General features: G+C 71.4%; 13 protein-coding genes. 9 read left to right on the forward strand and 4 right to left on the reverse strand.

Going from position 1 to position 13,098, the window contains the following annotated elements:
* The first annotated feature begins 39 nt into the window (after nucleotides 1-39).
* The gene (locus ACZ6CV_RS09335; protein ID WP_469250244.1) at nucleotides 40-546 is read left to right on the forward strand and encodes a GNAT family N-acetyltransferase; all 507 of its coding nucleotides are present in this window, start codon (nucleotides 40-42) and stop codon (nucleotides 544-546) included.
* A 132-nt stretch (nucleotides 547-678) separates the two neighbouring features.
* Nucleotides 679-2,127, forward strand: a complete 1,449-nt coding sequence (locus ACZ6CV_RS09340; RefSeq protein ID WP_469250245.1) for an MFS transporter — start codon at nucleotides 679-681, stop codon at nucleotides 2,125-2,127.
* A gap of 30 nt (nucleotides 2,128-2,157) precedes the next feature.
* On the opposite strand, the gene ACZ6CV_RS09345 is transcribed toward ACZ6CV_RS09340, so the two are convergent.
* Nucleotides 2,158-2,646, reverse strand: a complete 489-nt coding sequence (locus tag ACZ6CV_RS09345; protein ID WP_469250246.1) for a MarR family winged helix-turn-helix transcriptional regulator — start codon at nucleotides 2,644-2,646, stop codon at nucleotides 2,158-2,160.
* 122 nt (nucleotides 2,647-2,768) lie between these two features.
* Here ACZ6CV_RS09345 and ACZ6CV_RS09350 point away from each other — a divergent pair, with 122 nt between their 5' ends.
* From ACZ6CV_RS09350 to ACZ6CV_RS09360, 3 genes are all read left to right on the forward strand, one after another.
* A complete protein-coding gene (locus ACZ6CV_RS09350) occupies nucleotides 2,769-3,104 on the forward strand; it encodes a YnfA family protein (protein ID WP_469250247.1) in 336 nt (111 codons plus the stop codon).
* 76 nt (nucleotides 3,105-3,180) lie between these two features.
* Nucleotides 3,181-3,945 (forward strand): SDR family NAD(P)-dependent oxidoreductase, encoded by a 765-nt coding sequence (locus tag ACZ6CV_RS09355; protein WP_469250248.1) that lies wholly within the window; start codon nucleotides 3,181-3,183, stop codon nucleotides 3,943-3,945.
* Between the two features lie 2 nt (nucleotides 3,946-3,947).
* Nucleotides 3,948-4,157, forward strand: a complete 210-nt coding sequence (locus ACZ6CV_RS09360) for a hypothetical protein (protein ID WP_355820166.1) — start codon at nucleotides 3,948-3,950, stop codon at nucleotides 4,155-4,157.
* 35 nt (nucleotides 4,158-4,192) lie between these two features.
* On the opposite strand, the gene ACZ6CV_RS09365 is transcribed toward ACZ6CV_RS09360, so the two are convergent.
* Entirely contained in the window at nucleotides 4,193-5,386 is a 1,194-nt protein-coding gene (locus tag ACZ6CV_RS09365; RefSeq protein WP_469250249.1) for an RtcB family protein, read from the reverse strand.
* A 181-nt stretch (nucleotides 5,387-5,567) separates the two neighbouring features.
* Here ACZ6CV_RS09365 and ACZ6CV_RS09370 point away from each other — a divergent pair, with 181 nt between their 5' ends.
* The 3 genes from ACZ6CV_RS09370 (at nucleotide 5,568) to ACZ6CV_RS09380 (ending at nucleotide 9,075) form a co-directional block, all read left to right on the forward strand.
* Nucleotides 5,568-6,476, forward strand: a complete 909-nt coding sequence (locus tag ACZ6CV_RS09370; protein WP_469250250.1) for a DUF3558 domain-containing protein — start codon at nucleotides 5,568-5,570, stop codon at nucleotides 6,474-6,476.
* A 144-nt stretch (nucleotides 6,477-6,620) separates the two neighbouring features.
* Entirely contained in the window at nucleotides 6,621-7,556 is a 936-nt protein-coding gene (locus tag ACZ6CV_RS09375; protein WP_469250251.1) for a DUF3558 family protein, read from the forward strand.
* A 184-nt stretch (nucleotides 7,557-7,740) separates the two neighbouring features.
* Nucleotides 7,741-9,075 carry a DUF2637 domain-containing protein gene (locus ACZ6CV_RS09380; protein ID WP_469250252.1) on the forward strand — a complete coding sequence of 445 codons (1,335 nt, stop codon included), beginning with the start codon at nucleotides 7,741-7,743 and terminating at the stop codon, nucleotides 9,073-9,075.
* A gap of 5 nt (nucleotides 9,076-9,080) precedes the next feature.
* On the opposite strand, the gene ACZ6CV_RS09385 is transcribed toward ACZ6CV_RS09380, so the two are convergent.
* Nucleotides 9,081-9,290, reverse strand: a complete 210-nt coding sequence (locus ACZ6CV_RS09385; RefSeq protein WP_469250253.1) for a hypothetical protein — start codon at nucleotides 9,288-9,290, stop codon at nucleotides 9,081-9,083.
* 94 nt (nucleotides 9,291-9,384) lie between these two features.
* The gene (gene lysS, locus ACZ6CV_RS09390) at nucleotides 9,385-11,172 is read right to left on the reverse strand and encodes a lysine--tRNA ligase (protein WP_469250254.1); all 1,788 of its coding nucleotides are present in this window, start codon (nucleotides 11,170-11,172) and stop codon (nucleotides 9,385-9,387) included.
* A gap of 146 nt (nucleotides 11,173-11,318) precedes the next feature.
* Here lysS and argS point away from each other — a divergent pair, with 146 nt between their 5' ends.
* Nucleotides 11,319-13,085 (forward strand): arginine--tRNA ligase, encoded by a 1,767-nt coding sequence (argS, locus tag ACZ6CV_RS09395; protein ID WP_469250255.1) that lies wholly within the window; start codon nucleotides 11,319-11,321, stop codon nucleotides 13,083-13,085.
* The last annotated feature ends 13 nt before the right edge of the window (nucleotides 13,086-13,098 follow it).

The raw sequence follows: 13,098 nt of genomic DNA on the forward strand, positions 1-13,098 counted from the left end.
CGAGGGGCCGTTGTCAGACCCGGCGCCTACGGTGACGTCATGGAGCGATCACAGGCACCGCGGATGCGGCTCGAACCCTGGTCGGACGAGGGCGGCGTCGCACTGCTGCTGCGTCTCAACACCCCCGAGATGACGGCGCACTTGGGCGGCCCGGAGACCCACGAGAAGGTGCTGGACCGCCACCGCCGCTACCTGGCGCTCGACGACAAGGGCCGGATGTTCCGCATCACGCTGGACGGGGAGACGGCCGGGTCGATCGGGTACTGGGAGACGACCTGGCAGGGCGAGACCGTCTGGGAGACGGGGTGGGGCGTGCTCCCCGAGTTCCAGGGCAGAGGCGTCGCGGCGGACGCGGCGCGGCTGGTGGCCGAGGAGGCGCGGGCGGCGGGCCGCCACGCCCACCTGCACGCGTTCCCCGCGACGGACCACGCCGCGTCCAACGCGGTCTGCCGCAAGGCGGGCTTCACGCTGCGGGGCGAGGCGACGGTCGAGTACCCGAAGGGCAACTGGCACACCTGCAACGACTGGCGCCTCGCCTTGGACTGAGGCCCCGGTGCCCGGCCCGGGCCCGGGCCGTAAACCGCCTTGACAGTTCCTGGGCCGCTCCTTCACATTTACCTGCGTCACGCAGATAATGCGTGACGCAATGACAACTGCCAGCGTGAAGGACGCCTCCCCATGCCCACCGACACCACCCACACCACCCCTGCACCACCACCGAAGACCCAAGACCTATCCCTGCCAACCCGAAAACGCTGGGCCGTCCTCGCCGTCGTCCTCGCCGCCGACGTCCTCGACCTCGTCGACGCCACCATCACCAACATCGCTGCCCCCTCCATCGCCGACGACCTCGACGGCGGCCCCGCCCTGATCCAGTGGCTCGGCGCCTCCTACGCGCTCGCCCTCGGCGTCCTCCTCGTCGTCGGCGGCCGGCTCGGCGACAAGTACGGGCGGCGCCGCCTCTTCCTCCTCGGCCTCGCCGGCTTCACGCTCGCCTCGCTGGCCTGCGGCCTCGCCCCCACCCCCGGGACGCTCGTCGTCGCGCGCCTCGCCCAGGGCGCGTTCGGCGCCCTCGTCATCCCGCAGGGCTTCGGCATCCTCGGCGCCACCTGGCCGCGCGAGCAGATCGGCAAGGCCTTCAGCCTCTTCGGCCCCGTCATGGGGCTCTCCGCCGTCGGCGGGCCCGTCCTCGCCGGGTTCCTCGTCGACGCCGACCTCGGCGGCCTCGGCTGGCGCCCCATGTTCCTGATCAACCTCGTCCTCGGCGGCGGCGCGCTGCTCGCCGCCGTCCGCCTCCTGCCGAAGGACGGCGGCGACCCCGGCACCTCCGTCGACGGCCTCGGCTCCGCGCTCCTCGGCGCCACCATGCTCGGGCTGCTCGCCGGCCTCATCGAGGGTTCCGCCAACGGCTGGTCGCGCGCCGCCCCGGCCCTCCTCCTCCTCGGCGGGCTCGTCGCCCTCGCCCTCTTCTGCCGGCGCCAGACCACCGCCCCGAGCCCGCTGATCCAGCCCTCGCTGCTGCGCAACCGCGGCTTCACCTCGGGCCTGGCCCTCGGCATCGTCTTCTTCGCCGCCGTCTCCGGACTGCTCTACGTCATCTCGCTCTTCCTGCAGCAAGGCCTCGGCCGCTCGCCCACCGGCACCGCGCTCGGCCTGCTCCCGCTCTCCGCCGGCATCGTCGTCGCCTCGATCGCCTGCTACCGGCTCATCGGCAGGTTCGGCCGCACCCTCGTCCTCGCGGGCCTGCTGATCACGCTCGCCGGGACCGGCTGGCTGCTCGCCCTGACGGCCGCCTCCGGTACGGGGACCGGCACGTGGGCCCTCGTCCCGCCCCTGCTCGTCGTCGGCGTCGGCATGGGCACCTGCTTCGGCACCGTCTACGACGTGACGATCGGCGACATCGCCCCCGAGGAGGCGGGCAGCGCGAGCGGTTCGCTGAGCGCGGTGCAGCAGCTCGCCAACGCCGTCGGAGCGGCCACGGTCACCACCGTGTTCTTCCAGACCGTGGACGACGGCGCGGCGCACGCCATGACGGTCAGCCTCGTCGTGGTCGCGGGCGTCACACTGCTGTGCCTCCCCCTCGTACGACTGCTGCCGCGCAGGGCCCAGGAGGACCCGCACCACTGACGCACGCGGCGGGGCACCCCCGGCCCGCCGTCAGCCGTCCAGCTCGCCGCCGCGGATCCGCTCCACCTGCGCGCCGCTGAACTCCACCGTGCGCTTCATGTGGCCGATGAGCAGCGCGAGTTCGTCGTCGTCGAGCCCCTCGAAGAGCTCGAACCAACCGCCGCTCAGCCTGCCCCACATCCGCCCGAACTCGGCGACCTTCTCCGGCACCGTCGCCACGAGCACCCGCCGCCGGTCGCCGGCGTCCCGCTCCCGTACGACGTAACCCGCCCTCTCCAGGCGGTCGACGAGCCGCGTGGCCGATCCCGTCGTCAGCCCGGTCAGCTCCGCGACGCGGCCGGTGGTGACCGGGCCGCTCTCCAGGCTGAGCAGGTTCAGGCACTGCACGTCGGTGGGGTGCAGCTTCAGGTGGTCGGCGACGGCCTGGTTGAAGAGGGCGTACGAGGCCATGTAGCGGCGCGATTCGACGGACAGCTCGCCCATCAGCAGCCCGCGTCGGCCGTTCTCATCCTTCGGCATGACGGGAACGCTCCTCCAGGAGACCGATATCTGCGCCGGACAGCAATCGTACGACGCAGAAGGCGCCCGCGTAGGCCCCGGCAGGACCGCCCGCCCTCGTGCGGCATGCCACCCTGTCGACCATGCTCGTCGCACGCTCCGCCGCCCTCTTCGTCCTCGCCGCGCTCTTCGAGATCGGCGGGGCCTGGCTCGTCTGGCAGGGCGTGCGCGAGCACCGCGGCTGGGCCTGGATCGGCGCGGGCGTCATCGCGCTCGGCGTCTACGGCTTCGTGGCGACGCTCCAGACCGACGCGGAGTTCGGCCGCATCCTCGCCGCGTACGGCGGGGTCTTCGTCGCCGGCTCGCTCGCCTGGGGCATGGTCGCCGACGGCTACCGGCCCGACCGGTGGGACGTGGTCGGCGCGCTGGTCTGCCTCGCCGGCATGGCCGTGATCATGTACGCGCCGCGGGGCGACTGAGGCCGCCGCATATCCTGACGGGGCCCGGAGCCCGGACCACGGGCCCCCCACCGCACGCACTGCCCGAGGAGCGCCCATGACCGCCGCCGCCACCCGCATCGCGATCGTCACCGGCGCCAGCAGCGGCATCGGTGCCGCGACCGCCCGCGGCCTCGCCGCCGCCGGCTACCGCGTCGTCCTCACCGCGCGCCGCAAGGACCGCATCGAGGCGCTCGCCGCCGAGCTGACGGACGCCGGGCACGACGCGGTCGCGTACGCGCTGGACGTCACCGACCGCGCCGCGGTGGACACCTTCGCCACGGCCTTCAAGAAGATCGCCGTCCTGGTGAACAACGCGGGCGGCGCGCTCGGCGCGGACCCCATCGCCACCGGCGACCCGGCGGACTGGCGCCAGATGTACGAGACGAACGTCATCGGCACCCTGAACGTCACGCAGGCCCTGCTGCCCGCGCTCACCGCGAGCGGCGACGGCACGGTCGTGGTCCTCTCCTCCACGGCGGGCCACGGGACGTACGAGGGAGGCGGCGGCTACGTGGCCGCCAAGACCGCCGAGCACGCCCTCGCCGAGACCCTCCGCCTGGAGATCGTCGGCACCCCGGTCCGCGTCATCGAGGTCGCGCCCGGCATGGTCAAGACGGACGAGTTCGCGCTGACCCGGTTCGGCGGCGACACGGAGAAGGCGGCGAAGGTCTACGCGGGCGTCGCCGAACCGCTCACCGCCGACGACGTGGCGGACACCATCACCTGGGCGGTCACCCGCCCGCCGCACGTCAACATCGACCTCCTGGTGGTCCGCCCGCGCGCCCAGGCCTCCAACACCAAGGTCCACCGGGAGTCGTGACGATGACACTCCCGGGCGACGACCCCGGCGCCCCCGCCTACTCCGCGGACTCCCCCGACCCCCTGGAACGCCTCACCCACGAACACGAGACGCGCCGCCTGGCGGAGGAGAAGAAGAACGAACGCCTGGTGTGGTGGTACCTGGCGTACTTCCTCTTCGGCATCCACATCGTCGCGTTCATCATGATCTACGCGGTGAAGCACGCGAAGTAGGCGTCCGCGCGGGGAGGGCCACTCGGCGGAGGCGCTCAGCCCTTCACGCAGACGACCTGCTTCAGCTTCGCCACGACCTCCACGAGGTCGCGCTGGTGCTCCATCACCTGGTCGATCGGCTTGTAGGCCGCCGGGATCTCGTCCACGACGCCGGCGTCCTTGCGGCACTCGACGCCCCGCGTCTGGTCCGCCAGGTCCTTCGCCGAGAAGCGGCGCTTGGCCGCGCCGCGGCTCATGCGGCGGCCGGCGCCGTGCGAGGCGGAGTTGAAGGCCTTTTCGTTGCCGAGGCCCTTCACGATGTACGAACCGGCCCCCATGGAGCCGGGGATGATGCCGAACTCACCGCTGCCTGCGCGGATCGCGCCCTTGCGGGTGACCAGCAGGTCCATCCCGTCGTACCGCTCCTCGCTGACGTAGTTGTGATGACAGGAGATCTCCCGCTCGAACGTCGGCCTGGCCTTCTTGAACTCCTTGCGGATGACGTCCTTGAGGAGCCCCATCATGATCGCGCGGTTGTTCTTCGCGTACTCCTGCGCCCAGAACAAGTCATTCCGGTACGCCGCCATCTGCGGGGTGTCCGCGACGAAGACCGCCAAGTCCCGGTCGACCAGGCCCTGGTTGTGCGGAAGCGACCGGGCGATGCCGATGTGGTGCTCGGCCAGTTCCTTGCCGATGTTCCGGGATCCGGAGTGCAGCATGAGCCACACCGAATCGGACATATCTATACATACCTCTACGAAATGGTTGCCGCCCCCCAACGTCCCCATCTGCCTCGCCGCCCGCCCCTCCCGGAACCTGACCGCCGCCGCGACCCCCTCGAACCGCCCCCAGAAGTCGTCCCACCCCGCCGTCGCCATGCCGTGGAAGCGCCCCGGCCCGACGGGGTCCTCGTGCAGGGCGCGCCCCACCGGAATCGCCGCCTCGATCCGCGACCGCAGCCGCGCGAGGTCACCCGGAAGGTCGTTCGCGGTCAGCGACGTCCTGACCGCCGACATGCCGCAGCCGATGTCGACGCCCACCGCCGCCGGGCACACCGCGCCCCGCATGGCGATCACCGAACCGACCGTCGCGCCCTTGCCGTAGTGGACGTCCGGCATGACGGCCAGGCCCTCGATCCAGGGCAGCGTCGCCACGTTCTGCAGCTGGCGCAGCGCGCCCTCCTCGACCGACGCGGGGTCCGTCCACATCCGGATCGGCACCTTCGCCCCGGGAACCTCCACATACGACATTTCGCCCTCAACCCCCCGTAATCCACCACAAGCCTGGAAACGCAAATACCGGAGCCAAGGTCAACGAATCGGGTGACGGACCGGCGTCCACGGCAGCGCGTGCGATACACATTGTCTCCACCGGTCGCCCACCAGCGGCAACCCAATATCCAGGCAGAGCCCGGCGAGAGGAGCCCTCACGGTGCAGCGAAAGGCCAAGGCCCGTGTATCCGGTGTCGCCGCACTCCTCGCGGTGGTCCTGACCGGCTGCACCGGCGGGTCCGGCCTCGGCGACGAGAGCGACGACTCCAAGCCGGGTGACGGCGGCAGCTCCACCGCCCCGGCGCAGCCGGGCAAGTACCGCACGCTCCCCGAGCCCTGCGGCGAGGTGGACCGCGACACCCTCGACGCGATGCTCCCCGGCATCACGGAGATCGAGGACCCCGAGCAGCAGGAGAAGGCGTACGAGGGCACGCCCGTGGCGACGTACGACACCGACCGGCGCGTGGGGTGCAACTGGAAGATCGAGTCGGCCGACGCCACCCACCATCTCCTCGTCGACTTCGAGCGCGTCGTCTCGTACGACGGGACGGTCAGCGACGACGCCCGCGCCGCCGAGGTCTACGCCGGCAAGCTGCGCGAGGCGGGCCTCCAGGCGCCCCCCGGGTCCGCCACCAGCGGGGAGGACGAGGGCGGGGACACGGGCGACGGCGACGCGGGCGACGACGGCGGCGACAAGGCCCAGGGCGGCAAGAAGGGCAAGGCCGACGACGACAACGGCAGGAAAAAGGGCACGAAGGACGGCGACGAGGACGACGCGAAGGGCGGCGCGGACGGCGCCCCCACCGAGCCCACCACCCCGCCCCCCGGCCTCGAACCGCGCCCCCTCACCGACCTCGGCGACGAGGCGTTCCTCGACGACGCCCTCACCACCGCCGCCTCCGCCTCCCGTCACCGCACCGTGACTGTGGTGTTCCGCACGTCGAACGTCATCGTGACCGTCGAGTACGACGAGCAGCCCGGCCGGCGCACGGACGTCCCCGACAGCAAGGAAATGCAGGACAAGGCGCAGGAACTGGCCGACTCGCTGGCCGGCGAGTTCGACGAGTAGCGGCCGCCCCGCGGGGGTACGGAGGGGCGTCCGCCTCCGCCGAAGCGGAGCCGCCCGTCGTCCCATGCGCGTACCGTGGCCCCTCGGACCCGACGACGTCACGAGACGAACTGGACGTCACGAGACGAACAGAGTGAAGGAACCATGCACCGACCTGCACAGCGAAAGCGACAGCTCCGCAGCCGCCTCCTCGTCTGCGCGGCCGCCGTACCGGTGATCCTCGTCGCCGGCTGCTCCTCGGACTCCGACTCCGGCTCGGGCTCCGACGGGGCGAAGAAGGACTCGGGCTCGAAGTCCTCGGCCCCGGCCAAGGGCGACGACAAGGCCGCGAGCGTCGAGAAGGCCGCGTACGCGAAGCTTCCCGAGCCCTGCGACGTCCTGTCGAAGAAGACGCTAGAGGACCTGGTGCCCAAGGCGAAGGACAAGTCGGGCAAGGCGGGCACGTCCAGCGACACCGCGCTGCGCGGCAGCTGCTCGTGGGACAGCCTCGACAACAACGGCGTCGACGGTTCCCAGTTCCGCTGGCTGCGCGTCTCGCAGCTGCGCTTCGAGTCCGACGCCTCGCTCGGCAGCGGCGCCCAGCGCGCGCAGGACAACTTCGCCAAGCAGGTCGAGGACGCCAAGGCGACCAAGGACGCCAAGAGCGTCAAGACGGAAGCCGTGCAGGGCATCGGCGAGCAGGCGACGCTCGTGCGGTACGACCTGAAGAAGGACAAGGACACCTTCAAGCAGCAGACGGTCGTGGCGCGCGTGGAGAACGTCGTCGTCACCGTCGACTTCAACGGCGCGGGCCTCGCGGGCGACAAGTCCCCCGACGCCGGCAAGCTGTCGAAGGACGCCGAGAAGGCCGCGAAGGAGACCGTCGCCGCGGTCGCGTCGGCCAACGGGGGCGGCGGCAAGGCGTCCTCGGGCGCGAGCGAGAAGCCGAAGGGCGACGACGCGAAGTCCGACGACGCCAAGAAGGACGACAAGAAGGACGACTCCAAGAAGGACGACTCCCCGTCCAAGGACGACGCGAAGAAGGACGAGCCGAAGAAGGACGACGCCAAGTCCAAGGACAAGGACAGCAGCAAGTCCTGACACGGCGTCGCGCCCACGGCGGCGGCCAACTGCCGCCCCGAGCAGGCATGTTGACGGAGCCCGGCCCCCGGTGGGCCGGGCTCCCGGCGTACCGGGGCACGGCTGCCCGCACACGTGTGCCAGGCTGTCGCTCGCAACAAGCCGACACAGGCCTTGAACAGGGAGGGGTTCGCGGGTGGCCGCGATGCAGCTGACACGCACGCACCGGATACTCATCGGAGTGGTCGTCGCCGGAGCGGTCGTCATCGCCGGGATCGGCTTCGCGGGGTCGTACGCGGCCGTGCGCGAGCTGGCCGAGGAGAAGGGCTTCGGAAGCTTCTCCGCGGTCTTTCCCGTCGGCGTCGACGCGGGCATCTGCGTGCTGCTCGCCCTCGACCTCCTGCTGACCTGGCTGCGCATCCCCTTCCCGCTGCTGCGCCAGACGGCGTGGCTGCTCACGGCGGCGACGATCGCGTTCAACGCGGCGTCCAGCTGGGGCGACCCGCTCGGCGTCGCGATGCACGCGGTGATCCCGGTGCTCTTCGTGGTCGCGGTGGAGGCGGCCCGGCACGCGGTGGGCCGGATCGCCGACATCACCGCCGACAAGCACATGGAGGGCGTGCGCCTCACCCGCTGGCTGCTCTCCCCCGTACCGACGTTCAAGCTGTGGCGCCGCATGAAGCTGTGGGAGCTGCGCAGTTACGAGCAGGTCATCAAGCTCGAACAGGAGCGCCTCGTCTACCAGGCGCGCCTGCAGGCCCGGTTCGGCCGCGCGTGGCGCCGCAAGGCGCCGGTGGAGTCGCTGATGCCGCTGCGCCTGGCGCGCTTCGGCGTGCCGCTCGCGGAGACCGCGCCGGCCGGACTCGCCGCGGCGGGCATCGAGCCGGTCCTGCTGCCGCCCGCCCCGGCGACGGTGCCGGGGCCGCGGAGCGCCGAGGAGCGCCAGCAGCTGACGGCGGCGCCCACCGCCGAATCCCCCGCCGCCGCCCCGGAGTCGGCCCCCGAGGCCGCCCCGGAGCCGGAGCCGGAGGCCGCGCAGGAGACGCTCCCGGTCGCCAACCACGCGAGCCCGTGGTTCGCGGCGCACAACGCCTCGTACGAGCCGGTGGCCCCGTACGACGAGTGGTACGCGGAACAGGAACGCCAGCAGGGCCACGACCAGCCGCACGAGCAGGCGTACGAGCAGCCGCAGGCTGGTCCGCAGCAGCAGCAGCCGACGCTCCAGGAGCAGCTGCCGCACCCCCACGACCCGGAGGCCGGACCGGAGTTCCCCGTGCCGAACGGCGCGGGCGGCACCCGCCCCCTCGGCGACGGCACCCCGCAGCCGGACCAGATCCCCGTGCCCGCCCCGACCGACGAGGACCTGTACCAGGTGTTCCGGCAGTCGATAGAGGGCGAGGGCATGCCGACGCCGGGCGCGTTCGCGGCGAACGCGGAGGCGGCCTTCGGCCTGCGCCTGCAGTCCCGCGAACTGAACAACTACATGGACCGCTTCACGGCCCGCCTGGAGAACGAGTTCGTGGAAGACCACATCGCGTAGCCAAATCAGGCGCGCGCCCTCTGCCGCCGCTTCGCGTCCTCCGCGTAGAACGCGAGCCCCGTGCCCGCCAGGAACAGCACGACGTACAGCGGTGTGGGCACGTCCCACCAGTTGTGCAGTATGCCCCAGGGCTCGTCGCCGAAGACGCGTCCGGCCACGCCGAGCGCGCCCTGGATTCCGGTGACCCAACCGACGATGGCGATGATCTCTCTCATGCGTCCATGGTCGGCGCCGGATCCGGGGCGCGCGTCGTGCCTGCGGCCGAGTTCCCGGTAGTCCGAAGGGCGCAGTCGGCGCCCCTGGCCGGGGTTACGAGCCGAGCAGCTTGCGCACCCGGTCCGCGCCCACGGCGAGCAGCAGCGTGGGCAGGCGCGGGCCGGTCTCCCGGGTGACCAGGAGGCGGTACAGGAGGGCGAAGAACGACCGCTGCGCGCCCTTGATCTCGGCCGGCAGCTCCTTCGCCGTCGCGTCCGCCGAGAAGCCCGCCTGGACCTTCGGCACGCCGTAGACGAGGTGGGTGAGGCCGTCCAGGGACCAGTGCGCGTCCAGGCCATCCAGGAGGAGGCGGAGCGACTCGCGGCCGGCCTCGTCGAGCGAGGAGAGGAGCTCCTCGTCCGGCTCGGAGCGGACGATGGTGCGGGCCTCGGCCGGGACCTGGGTGGTGATCCAGTTCTCGGCGCGGTCCAGGCGCGGCCGCGTCTCGTCCAGGGACGTGATCGGGTCGGACGGGTCGAGGTCGCGCAGGATCCGCAGGGTCTGGTCCTCGGCGCCCGCGGTGATGTCGGCGACGGAGGCCAGCGTCCGGTAGGGCAGCGGGCGCGGGGTGCGCGGCAGCTCACCGGCGGCCGTACGGACCGCGCGCGAGTGCGCGGCGGCGTCCGCGGGCAGCACCGAACCGTCGGCGACCTTGGACTCCAGCTTGTCCCACTCGTCGTAGAGCCGCTGGATCTCCTGGTCGAAGGCGATCTTGAAGGACTGGTTGGGCTTGCGGCGCGCGTACAGCCAGCGCAGCAGCGGCGCCTCCATGATCTTCAGGGCGTCGGCCGGGGTGGGCACGCCGCCCTTGGAGGACGACATCTTCGCCATGCCGGAGATGCCCACGAAGGCGTACATGGGGCCGATGGGCTGCACGCCGCCGAAGATCTGGCGCACGATCTGGCCGCCCACGACGAACGAGGAGCCCGGCGAGGAGTGGTCGACGCCGGACGGCTCGAAGACGACGCCCTCGTACGCCCAGCGCATCGGCCAGTCGACCTTCCAGACCAGCTTGCCGCGGTTGAACTCGCTGAGGCGGACCGTCTCGCCGAAGCCGCAGCCCTCGGCGGTGCAGGTGTAGACGAGCTCGGTGGTCTCGTCGTCGTACGAGACGACGGTGGTGAGGTCCTTCTCGCACTGCCCGCAGTACGGCTTGTACGGGTAGTACCCGCCCGTGCCGCCGCTGCCGTCGTCCTCGGAGGCCGCGCCCGAACCCTCGGCCGCCTCCAGCTCCGCCTCGTCGACGGGCTTCTGCTGCTGCTTGCCCTTGCCGGCCTTGGCCGGGTCCTTCTTCGTGCGGTACTGGTCGAGGATCGCGTCGATGTCGCCGCGGTGCCTCATCGCGTGCAGGATCTGCTCGCGGTAGGTGCCCGCGGTGTACTGCTCGGTCTGGCTGATCCCGTCGTACTCGACGCCGAGCTCGGCCAGCGACGCGGTCATCGCGGCCTTGAAGTGCTCGGCCCAGTTCGGGTACGCCGAGCCGGCCGGGGCCGGCACGGAGGTCAGCGGCTTGCCGATGTGCTCGGCCCAGGACGCGTCGACCCCTGCGACGCCCGCCGGGACCTTGCGGTACCGGTCGTAGTCGTCCCAGGAGATCAGGTGGCGGACCTCGTACCCGCGGCGGCGGATCTCGTCGGCGACCAGGTGCGGGGTCATGACCTCGCGGAGGTTGCCCAGGTGGATCGGGCCCGAGGGGGAGAGTCCGGAGGCGACGACGATGGCTCCCGCCCCCGCGCCGTCTTGTTTCGCGCCCGAAGCACGACGCTCCGACTCGGCGATGACCTCGTCCGCGTAGCGGGAGACCCAGTCGGTGGTATCGGTGCTCTGAGCCACGATCGGCACGCCTTTCTTCTCATACGTGAGTACCGCTTGACGCAGCCATTCTCCCAGGTCGTCCCCTAACCACGAAAACCGCTTTTCACCGCGTGGGATACTCGGTTCCTGCAGTCGCAGCAACGCCCGGCACCCGAGCAGAACGGCACCCATCCATGGCCTCGGTCACGTCCCTCACCGCCTCCGTCCACCAGCGCCTCGCGGACGCCCTGACGGCAGCCCTGCCGGAAGCAGGCGCCGCGGACCCGCTGCTGCGACGCAGCGACCGGGCCGACTTCCAGGCCAACGGCATCCTGGCGCTCGCGAAGAAGGCCAAGGCGAACCCCCGCGAGCTGGCCGCGCAGGTCGTCGAGCGGATCACGCGCGGCGAGCTGCTCGCCGACGTCGAGGTGTCGGGCCCCGGGTTCCTGAACGTCACGGTCACCGACGAGGCGATCACGCGGACGCTCGCCGCCCGCGCCGCCGACGGCGACCGGCTCGGCGTCCCGCTGAACCCGGCCGCGGGCACCACCGTGATCGACTACGCCCAGCCGAACGTGGCGAAGGAGATGCACGTCGGCCACCTGCGCTCCGCCGTCATCGGCGACGCCCTGCGGCACATGCTGGACTTCACCGGCGAGAAGACGATCGGCCGCCACCACATCGGCGACTGGGGCACCCAGTTCGGCATGCTCATCCAGTACCTGATCGAGAACCCCGACCAGCTGGCTCCGGCCGAGGACGTCGACGGCGAGCAGGCCATCAGCAACCTGAACCGCGTCTACAAGGCGTCGCGCGCGGTCTTCGACGCGGACGAAGGGTTCAAGGAGCGGGCCCGCAAGCGGGTCGTCGCCCTGCAGTCCGGCGACAAGGAGACCCTCGACCTCTGGCAGCGCTTCGTCGACGAGTCGAAGGTCTACTTCTACTCGGTCTTCGAGAAGCTGGACATGGAGGTCCGCGACGACGAGATCGTCGGCGAGTCCGCGTACAACGACCTGATGCCGGAGACCGCGCGCCTCCTGGAGGAGTCGGGCGTGGCCGTCCGCTCCGAGGGCGCGCTCGTCGTGTTCTTCGACGAGATCCGCGGCAAGGACGACAAGCCGGTCCCGCTGATCGTGCAGAAGGCCGACGGCGGCTTCGGGTACGCGGCGTCGGACCTCTCCGCGATCCGCAACCGTGTCGTCGACCTGGACGCGACGACGCTGCTGTACGTGGTGGACGTGCGCCAGTCTCTGCACTTCAAGATGGTCTTCGAGGCGGCCCGCCGGATGGGCTGGCTGAACGACGAGGTCACCGCCCACAACATGGGCTACGGCACGGTGCTCGGCGCGGACGGCAAGCCGTTCAAGACCCGTGAGGGCGCGACGGTCCGCCTGGAGGACCTCCTCGACGAGGCGGTCGAGCGGGCCACGGCCGTGGTGCGGGAGAAGGCCGAGAAGATCGGCCTGACCGAGGAGGAGATCGTCGAGAACGGCCGGTACGTCGGCATCGGCGCCGTGAAGTACGCGGACCTGTCGACGTCCGCGAACCGCGACTACAAGTTCGACCTCGACCAGATGGTGTCCCTGAACGGCGACACGTCCGTCTACCTCCAGTACGCGTACGCGCGCATCAAGTCGATCCTGCGCAAGTCCGAGGGCGACGCGGCCGCCGCCCACCCGGAGCTGGCGCTGGCCCCGGCCGAGCGGGCGCTCGGCCTGCACCTCGACGCGTTCGGTGACCTCGTCCACGAGGCCTCGGCCGAGTACGCCCCGCACAAGCTGGCCGCGTACCTGTACCAGCTCGCGTCACTGTTCACGACGTTCTACGACCAGTGCCCGGTGATCAAGCCGCGCCCCGCGCAGGACGTGGTGGAGAACCGCCTGTTCCTGTGCGACATCACGGCCAGGACCCTGCACCAGGGCATGGCCCTGCTGGGCATCCGCACGCCCGAGCGCCTCTGACCCCGCGCTCACC

Source organism: Streptomyces sp. NPDC041713, assembly GCF_055591085.1.